Origin of the sequence: Microseira wollei NIES-4236, assembly GCF_020521235.1 — a bacterium.
Lineage (GTDB): Bacteria > Cyanobacteriota > Cyanobacteriia > Cyanobacteriales > Aerosakkonemataceae > Microseira > Microseira wollei.
The window spans coordinates 13980-34136 of record NZ_BLAY01000110.1 but is presented as its reverse complement, the minus strand read 5'-3'; the positions used below and the strand labels follow the sequence as shown (position 1 = coordinate 34136).

General features: G+C 45.5%; 9 protein-coding genes and 1 pseudogene. All 10 read left to right on the top strand.

Annotated elements, in window-relative coordinates; translation table 11 throughout:
• Positions 1–125: 125 nt before the first annotated feature.
• Positions 126–1259, top strand: a pseudogene (locus MiSe_RS30420) (RNA-guided endonuclease InsQ/TnpB family protein); the annotation flags it as partial.
• 45 nt (positions 1260–1304) lie between these two features.
• Positions 1305–1823 carry a CBS domain-containing protein gene (locus tag MiSe_RS30415; protein WP_264196732.1) on the top strand — a complete coding sequence of 173 codons (519 nt, stop codon included), beginning with the start codon at positions 1305–1307 and terminating at the stop codon, positions 1821–1823.
• A gap of 108 nt (positions 1824–1931) precedes the next feature.
• The gene (locus MiSe_RS30410; RefSeq protein ID WP_226587343.1) at positions 1932–2261 is read left to right on the top strand and encodes a sensor histidine kinase; all 330 of its coding nucleotides are present in this window, start codon (positions 1932–1934) and stop codon (positions 2259–2261) included.
• Between the two features lie 246 nt (positions 2262–2507).
• Positions 2508–2924 carry a sensor histidine kinase gene (locus MiSe_RS30405; RefSeq protein ID WP_226587342.1) on the top strand — a complete coding sequence of 139 codons (417 nt, stop codon included), beginning with the start codon at positions 2508–2510 and terminating at the stop codon, positions 2922–2924.
• 319 nt (positions 2925–3243) lie between these two features.
• Positions 3244–5757 carry a CBS domain-containing protein gene (locus MiSe_RS30400; RefSeq protein WP_226587341.1) on the top strand — a complete coding sequence of 838 codons (2514 nt, stop codon included), beginning with the start codon at positions 3244–3246 and terminating at the stop codon, positions 5755–5757.
• Between the two features lie 14 nt (positions 5758–5771).
• Entirely contained in the window at positions 5772–6161 is a 390-nt protein-coding gene (locus tag MiSe_RS30395; protein WP_226587340.1) for a response regulator, read from the top strand.
• A 2-nt stretch (positions 6162–6163) separates the two neighbouring features.
• A complete protein-coding gene (locus MiSe_RS30390; RefSeq protein ID WP_226587339.1) occupies positions 6164–9307 on the top strand; it encodes a PAS domain S-box protein in 3144 nt (1047 codons plus the stop codon).
• A 63-nt stretch (positions 9308–9370) separates the two neighbouring features.
• Positions 9371–11389 (top strand): response regulator, encoded by a 2019-nt coding sequence (locus MiSe_RS30385; protein ID WP_226587338.1) that lies wholly within the window; start codon positions 9371–9373, stop codon positions 11387–11389.
• Positions 11390–11429: 40 nt separating this feature from the next.
• Entirely contained in the window at positions 11430–18542 is a 7113-nt protein-coding gene (locus MiSe_RS30380; RefSeq protein ID WP_226587337.1) for a PAS domain S-box protein, read from the top strand.
• On the top strand, positions 18526–20112 hold the full coding sequence (locus MiSe_RS30375) for a diguanylate cyclase domain-containing protein (protein WP_226587336.1): 1587 nt from the start codon (positions 18526–18528) through the stop codon (positions 20110–20112). Before MiSe_RS30380 ends, MiSe_RS30375 begins: the two co-directional genes overlap by 17 nt.
• Positions 20113–20157: the final 45 nt, after the last annotated feature.

The following is a 20157-nucleotide window of genomic DNA, read 5'->3' as shown; positions in this document are numbered from 1 at the left end:
AAACCGCTCAGGATATGGCTGGTATGCGTGACAAGCACCTTGTAACTGAGGAGCCGGATGAGGTGAAAGTCTCACGTCCGGTTCTGAAGACGAGTCAGAGGGGTGACTCTCTGACTTAGTTCAACAACGATGCTCTGGCTTTCTGTGTTTCCGAGTATAAAGGAGGTAGAAAGAAGCCGAAGAACACCGCTCTGCAAAAACAATTTATCACCCAAGCCAAGAAAACAGCAAGTAGGGCATGGCTTTCTGAAGTTTCTACCGTTCCCTTACAGCAATCGCTCAACGATCTAGAACAAGCGTACAAAAACTTCTTCAGCTCCTGCAAAGGAAAAAGGAAGGGACGGCAAATTAAACTACCCTGGTTTAAAAAGCGTAAATCTAAGCAATCGGCGCGATTTACTAACACAGGATTCTCCGTGAAAGTCGGCCAAATCTATTTAGCCAAAGTCGGCAATTTAGATGTGGTTTGGTCAAGACCGCTTCCGTCCGCACCTAGCTCTGTTACCGTCATCAAAGACAGTGCAAACCGATATTTCCTTAGTTTTGTTGTCGAAGTTCAGCCCGAAAATCTACCGCAATCTGACAAGACGATTGGGATAGACTTAGGAATTAAAAGCTTTGCTACCTTAAGCAACGGTCAAAAAATAGAAGCTCCCAAACCTCTCACAAGAAAGATTCTTTGCTTGAGGAAACTATCTAAAAAATTAGATCGGAAAACGAGAGGGTCTAGGCGATCTGAGCAGTCTCGAAAACGGTTAGCAAGATTTCATGCTAAATTGGCAGACAATCGAACCGATTTTTTACACAAGCTATCAACTCAGATAATCCGCTCAAACCAAACGATTGTCTTGGAAGATATTAATGTGTCGGGCCTGGTTAAAAACCGGAAACTGTCTAGAGCAATCTCTGATTTAGGATGGAGAAGTTTTAGGACATTTCTCGAAGCTAAGTCGGAAAGATCTGGTAGGGAATTTCGGATAATCAACCGTTGGGAACCTACTTCTCAAAGATGTTCTTGTTGTGGCTTTAGGATTGGAAAGTTAGATTTATCAATCCGAGAATGGGTTTGTTTGAATTGCGGTACATCGCACGCTCGTGATGTGAATGCCGCAGTGAATATCTTGGTCGCCGGAGGACATTCGGAGACTTTAAACGGACGTGGAGGCCAGCGTCAGACTACAGTTATTTGTAGCAGCGACCAGGGAAGCGTCAACCCACCAGAATTTCAGCAGCTATCAATTTTTGAGCTTCTGGAGTAGATGGAATCCCCGCCGTTTTAGGGCGGGGAGGATGTCAATAATGTACTGACTGCTTTGCCTAATGCTTCAGTTTTTCAAGTTGCCCAGCTAATGGCAACCCATCGCAAAAGTTGCGTTGTAATTTGCGATCAAGAAACCCAAGAAACCCGGTTTCTTGAAGAAACCGGGTTTCTGAAACCTGTGGGAATTATTACCGAACGGGATATCGTCAAATTCAAAATTCAAGGACTGGATATCGTCCAAACTTCAGCCGCAACTGTTATGAGTTGCCCGCTGCACCCGACGCAACTCAATTTCACCCTGTGGCAAGTTCATCAGTTGATGCAACAGTATGGGATTCGGCGTTTGGTAGTCGTAGATGAAGCGGGATATTTAGCCGGGATTGTTACCCAAAGTAGCTTGTTGCAACTTTTAGAACCGGCTCAAATGTATGCCACTGTTGAACTTTTAGAGCATATCATCGCCGAAAAAACGCAACAGTTGCAACAAATGAACGAGCAAATGCAGCAGGCAGAAGCACAACTGCGAGAGGTGAATGAATACAGCGGATTGCTTTTCGTGTGAGGTACAGCCTTTTGGCGCCTTTTGTGTAGCGGCACCCTTAAGGGTGCCCGCACACTGCTGCCAAGGTGTACCTCATGCGACTGCAATCCGCTATATTTGTCAGCGCAAGTGCCAGCGAGAACCCTGGAACTAACAACCGCTAACGAGGAACTGGCAGCAAAAAATCGCGAATTGCAACAAGCATTGGCAAAGTTAAAAGCAACGCAAACCGAACTGATTCACTCGGAAAAAATGGCAGCATTGGGACAACTGATTGCCCGAGTGACTCATGAAATTAATCATCCCCTGAGTGCGATTTGCTCATCAGCGAATAATCTGAATAATTATTTAACTGAACTTTTAGAACAGTTACCCCCTGTCTGGCAACAACTTTCTCCGGAACTTTGCTCGGATTTCTTGGCTTTGCTGCAACGGTCAATTTCCCAAACGGCGATCTGATCTAGCAGAGAAAGACGCCTAATTAAAAAAGGGTTAATTCACCAGTTGGAAATTGCAGCGTTCTCAAACGATCAAATTCTCGCCTCTCCCCTTTTCGATTTGGGAATTTATGATAAGATAGCGCCGTTTTTAGGCTGATTAAAACAACCTAACAGCGCTGATATTTTAAATATTGATAAAATTTCCTACTTGTTCAAAAGTTCCCATACAATTAAAACGGCTACAGACAGCGCCGCTAAATTAGTCATGTCACTCAAACGCTATGCTCATTATGACCATGGGGATGAAAAAAAGTTGGCGAATATTACTGAGGGAATTGACACAGTATTAATTATCTTTAATACCCAACTAAAACAAGGGGGAGAAGTTGTCAAGAATTATGACCGTTCGTTGCCGGAAATTCCCTGTTATGCTGATGAACTAAATCAAGTATGGAATAATCTGCTTCAGAATGCTTTGCAGGCAATGGAAAACAAAGGAACTTTAACGATTGACGTAACCCAGCAAGATGGCAGCATCTGCGTCAGCTTTACAGATACTGGAAAAGGGATTCCCCCCGAAGTTTTGCCAAGAATATTCGAGCCATTTTTTACCACCAAACCCGCCGGGATTGGCAGCGGCTTGGGATTGGGAATCGTGCAAAAATTATCGAAAAACATCTAGTAAAAATAGAAGTAAGCTCCCAGCGCCAATAAAATTTAGCGTTTTACTACCTATTTAATGCTAATTGCTAATAGCTAATTGCTAAGTGATAGGATTAGTAATTTAACGTTATTTGCTAGTTATATCCAACGAAGCTGGTAATGGGTAATGGGTAATCGGTAATGGGTAATTTAAGATTTTAAATATATCTGAAATGTAGCATCACACTTCACCAATTACCAATTAATCAACTTGAGTGAGTTACTGGTAAAACCCGCCCCTACAGGCTCAAAAAAATGTTTTAAACTTTAAAATGTTTAAAAATGGTTGATTTATAGTTATGTCCCCTAACCTTTCAGATAACCAAACCTTAATCGAGCAAGCGCTTGAGCGTCATCCTTTGATGATGCCGCCTGGGACTCCATTAAGCGAGGCGATCGCAACCATGAGCAGAACTGGCGCTAGCTATACTTTAATTACCCAACAAGAAAAATTACTCGGTATTCTCACCGAACGCGATGTCGTTCGACTGGCGATTAGCGATAAACCACTAGAGGAAATGACTGTATCCGAAGTGATGACGCAGAATTTGATTACTTGCCCGCGCGATCGCGCAGATAATATCTTTGACTTGCTGACACTGTTGCATTCGGCTCAAATTCGTCACCTCCCCATTACAGACGCTGATGGTAAATTGCTCGGCGTGTTGACGGGAGAAAGTTTACGCGCCGTCCTCAAACCCACCGACTTGCTGCAAATGGGGCGCGTTGCCGATATCATGACCAAAACCGTGACAACTGCAACGCCAGAAACTTCAGTCTTCGATGTTGCCCAATTAATGGCAACGCAACGCAGAAGCTGCGTTGCGATCTGCACCCAAGAAACCCGGTTTCTCGAAGGGTTTCTCAAACCCGTAGGTATTATCACCGAACGAGATATCGTTAAATTCGCCGCCCAAAACATCGACCTCGCCCAGACAAAGGCAGAAACCGTTATGACTTCACCTTTGCTGCCAGTGGGAAGCGATGCCACTTTATGGGAAGCTAATCAAAAGATGCAACAGCACCGCATCCGGCGGTTGGTAGTCGTTGATCAGGCGGGATACTTAGTCGGGATTGTGACTCAAACCAACCTGTTGCAAGCATTAGACCCAGCCCAAATGTACGCTACCGTGGAACTGTTGCAGCAAACGATCGGGGAAAAAACCCGTACCTTGCAACAAATGAACGAGCAAATGCAACAGGCAGAAGCGCAACTGCGGCAGGTTAACGAGAATTTAGAAGCGCAAGTGCAAGCGAGAACAAAAGAACTGATGGCAGCGAACGCACAACTAATGCAGGCGCTGCAAGAACGCACCGCTGCCGAAACCGAAGTGCGCCGCCTCAACGCTATCCTGGAACAACGAGTTGAAGAACGCACCGCGCAACTGCAGGAGACGAACCAAAAATTATTACAAGAAATACGCGATCGCCAACTCCTCAACGAACACCTGGAAGCTTCTAAAAATAGAATGCGTGCCGTCTTTGCCGGGATGAACGATATTATCCTCGTCCTCGACAGGCAAAGAAATATCGAGGCGATGCCGACAAATACATCTTCCGCCTACCCATCCGAGTGGGATATGATTTCAGAGACGATGGCGCAACTGTTTCAACATGAGAATGGTTCAATCTGGTGGCAGCAAGTTGAAAGGGTTTTAGAGACGCAGCAAACGATTAACTTTGATTACAAATTATCCGTTGGAGAGGGCGAGATATGGTTTACTGCAAACATATCGCCCCTGTCTAGCAATTGGGCCATTTGGGTAGCGCGGGATATTAGCGATCGCAAAATTGCCGAAATCGCCCTGCGTCACAAAAATGAAGAATTAGCCCATACCCTGCAAAAGCTACAACTGGCGCAACAAGAACTGATCCAATCGGAAAAAATGGCAGTATTGGGACAATTAGTAGCTGGAGTCGCTCACGAAATTAATACCCCCCTGGGTGCCATTCGCTCCTCCGTGCAGAATATTGTTGATTTCTTGACTCACAATCTAGAAAAGTTACCCCAATTTTTCCAAAACCTTTCCCAAGAACGCGGCGAGGAATTTTTTGCCCTCTTGAGGAAATCAAGCCAACAATCAACTTTATTTTCTTCCAAACAAAGGCGTCAACTTAAAAAAGCCTTGCGGCAGCAACTGGAAGACCGCGCCATTGAAAATCCCGACACCGTAGCCGATACCTTAGTTGACATGGGTATTTACGATCAAATTGAACCTTTTTTGCCTTTACTTCAAGACAGAAATATTTTAAGAACCGCCTATCAAATTTCCACCTTACAAACAAGCGCCCAAACCATCGTCACCGCCGCCGAACGGGCGGCTAAAGTAGTATTTGCCTTAAAAACCTACACCCATGACAACCCTGGAGGTGAAAAGGTGCTAGCCAATATTACTGAAGGCATTGAAACCGTCTTAATTTTGTATTCTAACCAAATCAAACAAAGCGTGGAAATTGTGAGGAACTATGAACAGAACTTACCTTATATTTTATGCTATGCTGATGAACTCAATCAAGTTTGGACAAACCTGATTCACAACGCTCTACAAGCCATGAACTATAAAGGGACTTTAAAAATAGACATTGGACAGCAAGACAATCAAATCCGAGTCAGCTTTACCGATAACGGCATAGGCATCCCAGAGGAAATTATGCCAAAAATATTCCAGCCATTTTTCACCACCAAACCCGCTGGTGTTGGCAGCGGCTTGGGATTGGATATCGTTAAAAAAATCGTCGAAAAACATGGCGGGGAAATCCAAGTAGAAACCGTTCCCGGTCAAACAAAATTTACCGTATTTTTACCTTTGTAGTTGAGGAAAGTGTTATGGGAAAGCCAGCAATTTTATGCGTTGATGATGAAGTAGTTGTTTTGGATAGTTTGAAAATTAAATTAAAAAATGAGTTCGGGGATGCTTACTTATATGAAGTGGCAGAAAGTGCCGATGAAGCCCTAGAAATTATTGAAGAGATTGAAGGAGATATCCCGATTATCGTCATTGTATCTGATTGGTTAATGCCCGGTCTTAAAGGAGATGAATTTTTAATCCGCGTTCACCAAAAGTATCCAAATATTGTCAAAGTGATGTTGACTGGACAAGCGGATCGCTCTGCCATAGATCGGGCTATAAAAGAAGCGAATTTGCATAGCTGTTTGTCCAAACCTTGGGATGTAAAAGAACTGATTGACACGATTAAATCCGGCTTAAACCAATAGTTATGAAAAAACCAGTTATTATTTGCGTTGACGACCAACCCACAATCCTGGACAGCTTGAAAATCGAGCTGAAGGCAACTTTAGGCGAAGATTATGCCATCGAAACCGCAGAAGGAGGTGAAGATGCTTTAGACTTGCTAATCGAATTGCTAGAAGATGGTTGTGAAATTCCCTTAGTAATTTCCGATTATCTCATGCCCGATATGAAAGGGGATGAATTGTTACGGCAAGTCCATCAAATCTCGTCAAAAACTATTAAAATAATGCTGACGGGACAAGCAGATGTTAAAGCAGTAGGGAATGCAATTAAATATGCAAAATTATATCGTTACATCGCTAAACCATGGCAGCAAGAAGATTTAAAATTAACGGTAAAAGAAGCTATCAATAGCTATTTACTGGAAAAAGAACTGGCAGAAAAGAATGTCAAACTTCAGCAGTTAAATGAAGAACTAGAAGCGTTAGTCGATCGACGAACCGCCCAACTGCGCCAAGAACAAGAAAAATTTGCCAAAGCTTTTCAGTCCACGCCTCACGCAATTACAATTACCCGACTCAGGGATGGTAGGCATATTGAAGTTAACGATGCCTTTTGCGAGATGACGGGATACGCGGCTGACGAAATCATCGGTCGCACCGCCGTTGACTTGAATATTTGGGTCAATTTATCAGACCGTAAGCGCCTATTTGAACTATTAGCCTCCCAAGGATTTGTCCGCAACTATGAATTTGAATCTCGCACCAAATCGGGGGAAATAAGAACGGCGTTGCTCTCGTCAGAAATGATAGAAATTGGCGGAGAAAATTGTCTGATTTCTGTGAGTCAGGATATTACGGAACGCAAGCGATCAAGCGAAGAATTAAGAAAGAGCGAAGAACGCTGGCAGTTAGTATTAAAAGCCAACAACGATGCGATTTGGGACGCCAACCTCGTCACGGGTGAAGTATTCAGATCGCGCCGCTGGAAAGAAATGCTGGGGTATGAAGAAAGCGAAATCGGCAACAGTGTAGATGAATGGAAAAGCCGCATCCATCCCGAAGATTTAAACCGGGTAACCGCAGCAATGAAACAACATCTAGATGGGATTACCCCCTTTTATACTGCCGAATATCGCCTGCGGTGCAAAGACGACAGCTACAAATGGATTCAAGACCGGGGACAAGCAGTGTGGGACGAAAGTGGAAAACCCGTGCGACTCTTGGGTTCCCAATCAGATATTAACTATCGCAAACAGGCAGAACTCAACCTCGCCGAAAGCGAACAGAAATATCGCAGCTTGGTCGAAACATCCCAGGATGTGATTTGGGCATGCGATCGCACCGGACGGATTAATTTTATCAACCAAGCATCCAAACAAGTTTACGGTTACGAACCCAGCCAAATGTTGGGTCGTTATTTTTCTGATTTCCTCGCACCCGAAGCCGTTGCGGCTTCTAACGAATGGCATCAACGCCTGCTGAATGGCGAATCAATTTTCCAAGCGGAAAGCACCATCATCACTCAAGATGGCAGAGAAGTTAACATTCTCACGAATGCGATCGCTGTAAAAGATCCAGAAGGAAACATCATCGGCACCACCGGCACCGCCAGCGATATTACCACGCGCAAACAAGCCGAAATTGCCCTCAAACAAGCCAAAGAAGCCGCCGATAAAGCCAACCGTGCCAAAAGCGAATTTCTCGCTAACATGAGCCACGAATTGAGAACCCCACTCAACGCTATCTTAGGATTTACCCAATTGCTCTCCCGCGATCCATCCCTCCACACCGAACAAAAAGAACAAATCAACATTATTACTAAAAGCGGCGAGCATTTACTCAACTTAATCAACAGCATTCTGCAAATGTCAAAAATCGAGGTCGGACGAGTCAGCCTCGAACCCAATCCCTTTGACCTGCACCACCTAATAGAAACCATCGAAGACATGTTGCAACTCCAAGCCCAAAAAAAAGGCTTGCAGTTAATTTTCGACCAAGACCCAAACCTGCCCCGTTATCTAAAAACCGACGAAAGCAAATTGCGCCAAGTTTTACTTAACCTGTTGGGAAACGCAATTAAATTTACCAAAGAAGGCGGCGTCACCTTGCGCGTCAAATCTGAGCAGAGTAGCACAGGCGTCTCGCCTGTGGGAGATCTTGAGAATGTATCAATTACCAATTACCAATTACCCATTACCCATTGCCGCTTATATTTTGAAATTGAAGACACTGGTCCCGGCATTGCAGAAGCAGAAATGGACAACTTGTTTAAACCTTTTGCCCAAACTGAAACGGGACGGCGGAGTCAAGAAGGAACCGGACTGGGGTTACCCATTAGCCGACAATTCATCCAACTGATGCACGGGGATATTACTGTCAACAGCAAAGTCGGAGAAGGAACCATTTTTAAATTTGATATTGCAGTCGATCTCGCCACTTCATCTGAAATTCAAGCCACCCAAGAAACCAAGCGAGTCATCAGTTTAGAACCCAACCAACCCGAATATCGCATCCTCGTCGTTGATGACCGGATGGAAAGCCGCCTTTTCTTGGTAAAAATGCTAACATCCATCGGTTTTTCCGTCTGCGAAGCCGAAAATGGCCTGCAAGCTGTCGATATTTGGTCGATGTGGGAACCCCATTTAATCTTGATGGATATGCGGATGCCGGTGATGGATGGCTACGAAGCTACCAAACGCATCAAAACCCATTTAAAAGGTCAGGCAACTGTGATTATTGCCCTCACCGCCAGTGCCTTTGATGAAGAACGATCTGTCATTTTATCCGCCGGGTGCGATGACTTCGTCGCCAAGCCTTTTCGCGAGCAGGTTATCTTGGATAAAATGACTCAATACTTGGGAGTGCGTTACGTTTATGAACAGCAACATTCATCCACCCCGTCCAACGGGGAACTCCCCTCCACTACCCCAGCGGGAAATACCCATTCATCTTTCGTTCTGCAACCAGAATCTTTCCAATTAATGCCACCTGAATGGGTGAAGGAATTATACGACGCCGCTTGCTCCATCGATAACGAGCTAATTTTCTGTTTAATAGAGCAAATACCCAGCGAGTCCGCACCTTTAAAACATGCGATCGCCGACTTAGTCAACAACTTCCGCTGCGATCAAATCATCGATTTAATTGATGTTTTTCAAAGCCAATAAAACAGCAAATCCCAATTCCCCATTACCAATTAGCAATTAGCAATTAGCAATTAGCAATTCCCCATGACCGAAGATAACAAAGGCAATATATTAATCGTTGATGACACCCCAGAAAACCTGCAAGTGTTATCCGCAACTTTAAGCGATCGCGGCTATAAAGTCCGAGGCGTCATTAAGGGAACAATGGCAATCCGCGCCGCCAAATCGGCTCCCCCCGATTTAATATTACTCGATATTAAAATGCCCGACCTATCCGGCTATGAAGTCTGCGAGCAATTAAAAGCCGACCCCCAAACCAAGGAAATCCCAGTCATTTTTATTAGCGCCTTAGATGAAGTTTTGGATAAAGTCAAAGCCTTTGAAATTGGGGGAGTGGATTATATCACAAAACCGTTTCAAGTAGAAGAAGTTTTGGCGAGAGTTGAACATCAACTCACAATTAAACGGCTGCAAAAACAACTCCTAACCCAAAATGAACAACTACAACAAGAAATTGTAGATCGCAGAAAAGCCGAAGAAGCCGCCGCAGCTGCTTCCAAAGCAAAAAGTCAATTCGTCGCCAACATGAGTCACGAACTCAGAACACCGCTCAATGCTATCCTTGGGTTTACTCAAGTTTTGTTGCGCGATCGCCACCTCAGTTCCGAACAAGTAGAAAATCTGCGAATTATTAGCCGCAGCGGCGAACATTTACTCGACTTAATTAACGATGTTTTGGATTTTTCCAAAATCGAAGCCGGGATTATCGGTCTTTACGAAACCAGCTTTGACCTGTATCGCCTGCTCGATACCCTGGAAGAAATGTTTCAAATTAAATGCGAACAAAAAAACTTGATTTTAAATTTTTTAGTCAGTCCAGACGTTCCCCAATTCGTCAAAACCGATGAAAAAAAATTGCGCGTTTGTTTAACCAACCTGCTGGGAAACGCAATTAAATTTACATCCTATGGCAGCGTCACCTTGCGCGTGCAAGCCGTATTGGGCGATCGGTCACCCGCTCGGCAAGAACCACCAATTACCAATGACCAATTACCCTCGTTCCCTGGCTCTGCCGGGGAACGCCATTACCAACTAATATTTGAAGTAGAAGACACAGGCTGCGGTATTGCCCCGGCAGAACTGTATAGCTTGTTTGATGCCTTCGTCCAAGCAGAAGCAGGGAAAAAAGCCGTTGAAGGCACGGGTCTTGGTTTAACCATTACCCGCAGTTACGTGGAATTAATGGCAGGAAAAATTACAGTCAGCAGCGTTTTTGGTCAGGGAACAATTTTTAAATTTAATATCCCAGCGCAGCTAGCAAAACCCGCTGAAATTATCACCGAACCCCTGCAACGGGTGATTGGTTTAGAACCCAATCAAATAACTTACCGAATTCTCGTGGTTGACGACACGAAAGAAAACCGCCTGCTGATGGTTAAATTGCTCGAACCGATTGGTTTTGAGGTCAAAGAAGCTGAAAATGGCGAGCAAGCTCTCGAACTGTGGGAAAAGTGGCGACCGCACCTGATTTGGCTCGATACCCGGATGCCAGTGATGGATGGTATGGAAGCAAGCAAACAAATTAGATTGCGGGAGAGAGATTTTGCAGCAGAGGACAAGGGGACTTTCTGTGCGTCTCCCCCTCTCCCCGTCGCCGCTTCTTCTTCCCCTTGCCAAACCATCATTATTGCCCTGACTGCCAGTGCCTTTGAAGAGCGACGAGGGGAAATCCTGGCAGCAGGTTGCGATGATTTTGTCCGCAAACCTTTTCCCGAACAGTTAATTTTTGCAAAGATGGCTGAATACCTGGGCCTGCGCTATGTTTACGAAGATTTACCTCAATCAACCCTCGCTTATTCTCGCAAACGTTATTATGCTAGTGAAAAACCCGTCAAGCTTTTGCTTCAGCAACTCGCTCAAATGCCACAAACTTGGATCGCACAGCTCTATCAGGCTGCTAACGAAGTCGATGAAGAGTTGGTGGCTCAGCTGATCGAGCAAATACCCGAATCTTATACCCCTCTAGCCAAGGCTTTAAGGGATTTACTTGATGATTTTCGCCTCGATATAATAGTGAGACTCACTCACTCAATTATAAAATAATTCAGCATTCGGGGTCAAATCCAAACTCGCAGTTAAACCCATGACAATTGATAATCAAACCTTCAAAATTTTAGTGGTTGACGACCAACCCAGCAACCTGCGGTGTTTGTCCAATATTCTGACTCAGCGCGGGTATAAAGTCCAGCGGGCTATCTCTGGACAACTGGCATTGAATGCAGCCAAATCTTCCCCTCCCGACTTAATTTTGCTCGATATTATCATGCCAGAAATGACCGGATTTGAAGTCTGTAAAAGGCTCAAAGCTAACGAGCAAACCAGGGATATTCCAGTCATTTTCTTGAGCGTGTTAGATGAAGCCACCGACAAAGTTAAAGCCTTTAAAGTCGGCGGCGTCGATTATATTACCAAACCCTTTCAAGTCGAAGAAGTTTTAGCCCGGATCGAAAATCATCTCGAAATCCAAATCCTGCAAAAGCAACTAGAACTAAAAAATCAAGTACTCCAAGAAGAAATTCAGATTCGCAACGCTGCACAAGCAGAACTGCAAGAAACTAAAGACAGTTTGGAATTAGTTTTGTGCGCCTCGAACGACGGCTTTTGGGAATGGAATTTACAAACAGGCGAAGTTTACTTCTCCCCCCGCTGGAAAGAAATGCTCGGCTACGAGGAAGATGAAATTTACGAGCAATTTTCCTCTTGGGAACAATTAATATTTGCAGAAGATAAAAATGCCGCCTTAAACCTGATCGAGGCTTATAATGCCGGTCGAGTGAAAGAATTTACGACGACACAAAGATTTTATCATAAAAACGGTTCAACGGTGCATATTCTCGTGCGAGCCATACATCTCAAAGATGAAAGCGGGCAGGTGGTGCGGATGATTTTCTCCCATACCGATGTCAGCGAGTTGGTGAAAACAAGCGAAGCACTGGCGCAATCAAAATCTTTACTGGCGAGCGTATTAGATAGTTCCCAAGACGGGATTGTAGCGTTGGCATCGGTGAGAAATAACCAAGGAAATATAGTAGATTTTAAATTTCTTTTAGTCAATCCGTCAGCGGAACAAATAGCCGGAATCAAAGCCGAAAAGTTAATCGAGCGATATTTATTAGAAAAACTGCCGTGGACCGAGGAAACTGGACTATTTGAAGACTATGTCCGGGTGGTTGAAACAGGAGAAATTTTCAGCCGAGAAGTTCACTACAACTTTGAAGGAAGACTGGCTTGGTTTCACGTTGTCGCGGTAAAATTAGGGGATGGCTTGGCGGTGACATTCTGCGATATCACCCAGAAAAAGCAGGCTCAACAAGAACTTTTAATCGCCAGAGAACGGCTGGAATATTTACTTTCCTCCAACCCATCGGTTATTTATAGCTGCAAGACAACCGACTACTACGGCACTACCTTTGTCAGCAAAAACGTCACGGCCCTTTTAGGTTACGAACCGCGAGAATTTTTAGAGTCAGATAATTTCTGGGCTAGCCATATGCACCCGGAAGATAAAGAGCGCGTCTGGGCAGACATACACCAGCTATTGGCACAGGGTTATCATGCTAGCGAATACCGCTTTTTACACAAAGACGGGACTTATCGCTGGATATACGATGCGATTAAGTTAGTGCGGGATGAAGCTGGAAACCCCATCGAAATGATTGGCTCCCTCAGCGATATTACCGAGCGCAAGCAGATAGAACAAGCCTTGCAAGAAAGCCAGCGGTTTATTCAAAAATTATCCGAAGCAAATCCCAATATTTTGTACGTTTACGACTTGATAGAGCAGCAAAATGTCTATATCAACCGCGAGATCGATGAAACTCTTGACTACACCCCGTCAGACTTAAAGCAGATAGGAACGGCTGTAGTGCAAACCTTAATGCACCCCGACGATTTGGCACGCTTCCGGGAATATCTCAAACAATTTGAAACGGGCAAAGATGGCGATATTTTTGAATTTGAATATCGGATGCGGCACAAAAATGGCGAGTATTTTTGGTTTTTCAGCCGGGATACCTTATTCGCCAGAACCGCAGACGGGAAACCAAAGCAAATTCTTGGTGCGGCGACGAATATTACCCAACGCAAGCAAGCCGAAGCGGAACTGCGCCAGCAAAAAGAACTTTTGCAAACAATTTTTGACAACATCCCCGTGATGCTGATGCTTTACGATCCGGCGGGCAATATGTTACTAACCAACCGGCATTTAGAACTTGTTCTCGGTTGGTCTTGGGCAGAGTTAGCCAACCGCAATCTATTAGTAGAATGCTACCAAGACCCGGAATACCGCGCCAGAGTTGTAGAATTCATGGAGGCAGCAACTGGGAAATGGCAGGACTTCAAAACCACAACCCGCTCTGGGAGGGCGATCGATACTTGCTGGGCGAATATTCTGCTATCCGATGGGAATTGTATCGGGATTGGGCAGGATATTACTGAGCGCAAACAAGCAGAAGAAGCGTTACGCATCAGCGAAGAACGCTTTCAACTCGCCATCGAAGCTAGCGGTTTAGGATTGTGGGATTGGCATATTAACACGGGAATAGTTTATTACAGCCCGGAGTGGAAAACCATGCTGGGGTATGCAGTCGAGGAAATCGAAGATCGGTATCAATCTTGGGAAAGACTCGTACATCCAGAAGATTTGCCAACCGCACTAGCTGCGTTGCAGGCGAACTTGCAAGGGCGTAGTCTCTGCTATGAAGTAGAATTTCGCATGGCAAGCAAGGAAGGCGAATGGAAGTGGATTATATCCCGCGGCAGGGTAACCGAACGGGATGAAATGGGCAACCCAGTGCGGATGACGGGAACTCATAAAGATATTAGCGATCGCAAGCACATCCAGTCAGCGCTGCAAGAAAGCGAACGGAAATTCCGCGCCATCTTTAACAATACGTTTCAATTTACCGGACTGCTGACCCCCGATGGCACACTCATAGAAGCCAACCAGACAGCGTTAGATTTTTGCGGCATTGAGTCTAGGGACGCTGTAGGACGCCCGTATTGGGAAACTCGCTGGTGGACGGTAGGTAAAGAAGACGGGTCGAGGGGGAGACAAGCGAGAGGGTCGAGTAGAGAAGACGCGTCGAATGGGGGACAAGCGAGAGGGTCGAGTAGAGAAGACGCGTCGAATGGGGGACAAGCGAGAGGGTCGAGTACAGAAGACGGGTCGAATGGGGGACAAGGGAGAGGGTCGAGCTTGACACAAGAGTTCCCCGCGTCCCCCCGTCCCCCCGTCCCCGCGTCTTCTTCCCTCACCCCGACTCAACAGCAGCTGCGGGATGCGATTGCACTAGCAGCTAGCGGTGAATTCGTGCGGTACGAAGTCGATATCCGGGGTGCGGGAAAGACAATCGCCACGATTGACTTTTCTTTAAAACCCGTTTTAGATGATGCGGGTAACGTCGTGCTGCTAATTCCCGAAGGACGGGATATCAGCGACAAAAAACGCGACGAACGAGTCAAAACCGCATTAATTAACTGTCTGGAACAAAGCGAAGCGCGGTTATCGCAAATTGTCACCACAATATCCGAAGGATTAATCGTTCAAGACGACAACGATCGCATCCTGTTTGTCAATGGCGCCGCCCTCACTTTGTTCGGCAGATCCTACGAAGAAGTTTTGCACACATCGTTAGGTTTACCAATAACGCTCGACGAATTAACCGAAATAGAAATTATTCGGCCTTGCTCTGAAATAATTGTCGCTGAAATGCGAGCGTTAAGAATTACCTGGGATCATAAAGCCGCCTATCTGATCACCCTTAGAGATATCACCGCCCGCAAACAAGCAGAAATTGCTTTAAAGCAAAGCGAAGCCAGGTTGCAAAAATTAGCAGATAACGTACCGGGAATGCTTTATGAATTTCTGCTCCATCCCGATGGGTCTTATAATTTTGCCTATGTCAGTTCTGGGTGCAAAGAAATTAACGAATTAGAACCAGAACAGCTAATAGAAAATCCAGAATTAGCCTTTCAACTCGCTCATCCCGATGACCGACAAAAGCTCCACGAATCTATCGCCACTAGCGCCCGAACTTTAGAACCTTGGTTTTGGGAAGGGCTGATTTCTACCCCATCCGGAAAACAAAAATGGATTCAAGGCGCTGCCAAACCAGAACCCTGCGATAACGGCGATATCCTCTGGCATGGGGTGCTAATAGACACCAGCGATCGCAAAGCCACAGACGAAGCCTTACGGCAAAGCGAAGCCAGATTGCAAAAATTAACCGCCAGCGTACCGGGACTGATTTATGAATTTCTGCTCCATCCCGATGGCTCTTATAGTTTTGCTTATGTCAGTTCCGGATGCCGAGAAATTTACGAATTAGAACCCCAACAGCTATTAGAAAATGCAGCGCTAGGCTTCGAGCAAGTTCATCCAAATGACAGACAAAGCTTGATCGATGCGATCGCTCATAGCGCCCAAACCTTAACCCCTTTTACCTGGGAAGGACGGCTGATTTACCCATCAGGTCAAATCAAGTGGGTGCAAGCAACTTCTCGCCCCGAACGCCTGCCTGGTTCCCAGGCTGTCCCTGGTTCCCAGGCTGAGCCTGGTTCCCAGGCTGTCCCTGGTTCCCAGGCTGAGCCTGGTTCCCAGGCTGAGCCTGGTTCCCAGGCTGAGCCTGGTTCCCAGGGAGGAATAATTTGGCATGGGGTGATGATCGATGTGAGCGATCGCAAATTCAACGAAGCACTTCTGTTGGAATCCCAACAAAGAATCGCATTTTTAGTCCAGCAAACCCCGATCGCCGTGATCGAATGGAATAACGACGGTAAAATTATTGCCTGGAATTCCGCCGCAGCTGAGATTTTTGGCTACTCTCAGACTGAAGCCATCGGTCAGAATTTGATTGACCTACTCACCCCCTCTACCCTCCAACAGCAAATCAACTTAGCAACGCCAGACCTACTGTATCAACGCGGCGCAACTTGCAGTATCAGCGAGAACATTACCAAAGATGGCAGAATCGCGATCTGCGAATGGTATAACACGGCATTGATCGATGAAAGCGGCAACGCCATCGGCGGCGCATCGATGGCAGTTGATATCACAGAACGGCAACAAGCGCAAGAGGCATTGCGGGAAAGTGCGGAACGGGAACGAGCGATCGCCAAAGCGATCGAACGAATGCGCCAAAGTTTGGATATAGAAACAATTTTCCGCGCCACGACGGAAGAATTAAGGCAGGTGGTGGGGAGCGATCGCGTCATCATCTATCGCTTCAACAACGACTGGAGCGGCAACTTCGTCGCCGAGTCCATCGGCAGCGGCTGGGTTCCCGTAGTCCAGCTAGACCCAGAACACCCCGATTTTACACAAGCAGTTTTAGAATCCCCCAGATGCATCGTCAAACTATGGGACAGCCCCGATAACTTGGTAGAAGATACCTACCTACAGCGCACAGGAGGCGGCATCTACAACCAAGGGGAAAAATACCTCTGCGTTTCAGACATTTATCAAGCCGGATTCAGCAATTGTTACATCGAACTGTTAGAAACATTTCAAGCCAAAGCCTACATCACCGTCCCCATTTTCTGCGGTAATAAACTTTGGGGACTCTTAGCAACCTATCAAAATACCGGCCCCCGCCTGTGGTCAGCCGCAGAAATCAACATCGTCGTGCAAATAGGCAACCAGTTGGGAGTCGCCTTGCAGCAGGCAGAATTACTCACCCAATTAAAGCTCGCTAAAGAAGCCGCCGACGCCGCCAACAAAGCTAAAAGCCAATTCCTCGCCCGCATGAGCCACGAACTCAGAACCCCACTCAACGCCATCCTGGGCTTCAGCCAGCTGCTCGCCCGCAGCGACTCCCTAGAACAGGGTGAGCGCGAACATCTGGCAATCATCAATCGCAGCGGCGAGCATTTGCTAGACCTGATCAACGACATTTTATCAATGTCTAAAATAGAAGCCGGTCAAATTGCACTCAATGAAAATTGCTTCGATTTATATCGCCTACTCACCGCCATCGAAGACATGTTCCAACTCAAAGCCAAATCCAAAGGCTTAGAATTGAAATTTGAACGCGCCCCCCAACTGCCACAGTACGTAAAAACCGACGAAAGCAAACTGCGTCAAGTTTTAATTAACCTGCTCGGCAACGCCATCAAATTTACCACCTCTGGCAGCGTAAAACTGCGAGTCAAAACAGCTCTGGAGCAGGGGACTCCGGGAGCAGAGGAGCAGGGGAGATGGGGAGCAGAGGAGAATATAGATTCAAATGCCCCTCTGGACTCAGATCGCGTGACGCTTTGGTTTAACGTCGAAGACACAGGTCCCGGCATAGCACCAGAAGAACTCTCCACCATCTTTAAACCCTTCGTGCAAAGCCAAATCGGACGCCAGTCGATGGAAGGCACTGGCTTAGGGTTACCCATTAGCCAGCAATTTGTCAAATTGATGGGAGGAGAGATTGGCGTCACGAGTCAACAAGGCATTGGCAGCACCTTTACATTTAATATTCAAGCAACTGTGCTATCCGAAGCACCGGAAAGCACGCTCTCTGACCCGCGACGGGTGATTGGGTTAGAACCAAATCAGCCAAAATATCGCATCCTCGTCGTCGAAGATGTCTTAGCAAATCGCCAACTGCTCCTGGAACTGCTCGCCCCCTTGGGATTTGAAGTCAGAGAAGCCGAAAATGGACAACAAGGACTCACAGTCTGGGAAAATTGGCAACCCAATCTGATCTTGATGGATATGGAAATGCCCGTGATGGACGGCTATACGGCAACGGGGGAAATTAAACGCCATCCCAAAGCAAAAAATACTAAAATCATCGCCCTCACCGCCAGCGCCTTTGAAGAGCAGCGATTGGCTATCTTAAATGCAGGCTGCGATGACTTTATCTGCAAACCTTTTCAAGAAGAAATTCTGTTTGAAAAAATGGCTCAACATTTAGGAGTGTTATATGTCTACCAAGAAAATCGTTCCTTGGCCTCAAACGGTCGTTTTTCAGCACAGTCTCAATCACTCACCAGCGAAGACTTGAGCTGTATGCCCAGAAACTGGATCGTCGCACTGCACCAAGCCGCCTTGGAAATCGACGACCAGCAAATTATAGAGTTGCTCCAGCAGATTCCCGCCACCCTGTCAAATATTACCAAAGCTTTAACCTATTTAGTCGATAACTTTCGTATGGATATAATCATCGAATTAACTCAACCTTACAGCGATGAGCCACCTAACTAAACCGCCATTAAAAGCCAATATTCTCATCGTAGATGATGCACCGGAACACCTGCGACTCTTAACCAACATGCTGACGTCGCGAGGGTACCAAGTCCGGCAAGCCATCAATGGAAAATTAGCGTTGCAAGGGGCACAAATAGTCAAACCAGATCTGATCTTGCTCGATATCAATATGCCGGAAATGAACGGCTATGAAGTTTGTCAAGAATTAAAAAGCTTAGAAATAACCCGCAATATTCCAGTGATTTTCTTGAGCGCTTATAGCGAAACAATAGATAAAGTCAAAGCCTTTAAAGTAGGCGGCGTCGATTATATCGCTAAACCGTTTCAAATAGAAGAAGTATTGGCAAGGGTGGAAAATCAATTAACCATTCATCAGATGCAGAAACAACTGTGCGAACAAAATGCCAGACTGCAACTAGAGATAATTGAACGCCAACGAGCCGAAGAAGAAGTTTGGTTTTTATTAACTACTACTAAACTGATTAATGCATCCCTAGATTTTCACGATGCTTTGGAAATCACTCTGCGTCAAGTAGGTCAAACAATTGGTTGGGATTTAGGAGAAGCTTGGATTCCCAACAACGAAACCGCCACCCTCGAATATAGTCGCGGTTGGTATGTGAGCGAACAAAAATTTGAAAATTTTATCGAAACAAGTAAAACTTTAATATTGCCTCCTAATATTGGGATAGCTGGTCATGTTTGGGTATCCAAGCAATTAGAGTGGCTCGAAGATATATCATTGGCTCAAGAAGCTTGCTTCATCCGGAGCGAAATTGCCAAAGAAGTAGGACTTAAAACGGCTTTAAGCATTCCCATCATTGTGAATGACCAAGTTTTAGCCATTCTAGTTTTTTTGAATAAAAATCAACTCAAACCAGAACCCAGAATAATTGAATTAGTTAAAGCTGTTGCCACTCAATTAGCTTCTTTCATTCACCAGAAGAAAATAGAAGCTGCTTTAGTAAAAGCCAATCAGGAGCTAGAACGACTCGCCACATTAGATGGGTTGACCGGAATTGCCAATCGGCGGCGGTTTGATGAATATTTTTACTTTGAATGGCTGCGACTTTTTAGAGAAAAATTACCGATGTCTTTAATTTTATGCGATGTGGATTTTTTTAAACTTTATAATGATACATACGGACACCTCGCCGGAGACTTTTGCTTGCAGCATGTAGCCGCAGCAATTCGTCAGAGTGTCAAGCGTCATTCAGATTTAGTTGCTCGTTACGGCGGGGAAGAATTTGCAGTCATTCTCCCGAATACAACTGCGAAGGGAGCTTTCTACGTGGCTGAAACAATCCGAAAGCAAATTCAAAGGATTAAACTGGTTCATGCTAAATCTGAAGTGAGTAAATATGTCACCTTAAGTTTAGGAGTTGCCAGTATTATTCCCAATGCAGAGATGTGCCCCGATACCTTAATTACCATTGCTGATAAAGCACTTTATGCCGCCAAACACCAAGGACGAAACTGCGTCGTAGTTGAAGACTTGGTTAGTTTTCAGAGAAAATGCCATCCGGATATATCCCTGCCAGAGTCCCCAGTACACTCTATACAATGAAACGATAGCAACAAAATTGGTATAAACTACAGTAAAAGGATAAAA

Coding starts and splice junctions, on each gene's coding strand:
- MiSe_RS30405 (WP_226587342.1), top strand. CDS start 2,508: ATGTCACTCAAACGCTATGCTCATTATGACCATGGGGATGAAAAAAAG.
- MiSe_RS30390 (WP_226587339.1), top strand. CDS start 6,164: ATGAAAAAACCAGTTATTATTTGCGTTGACGACCAACCCACAATCCTG.
- MiSe_RS30380 (WP_226587337.1), top strand. CDS start 11,430: ATGACAATTGATAATCAAACCTTCAAAATTTTAGTGGTTGACGACCAA.
- MiSe_RS30385 (WP_226587338.1), top strand. CDS start 9,371: ATGACCGAAGATAACAAAGGCAATATATTAATCGTTGATGACACCCCA.
- MiSe_RS30375 (WP_226587336.1), top strand. CDS start 18,526: ATGAGCCACCTAACTAAACCGCCATTAAAAGCCAATATTCTCATCGTA.
- MiSe_RS30400 (WP_226587341.1), top strand. CDS start 3,244: ATGTCCCCTAACCTTTCAGATAACCAAACCTTAATCGAGCAAGCGCTT.
- MiSe_RS30395 (WP_226587340.1), top strand. CDS start 5,772: ATGGGAAAGCCAGCAATTTTATGCGTTGATGATGAAGTAGTTGTTTTG.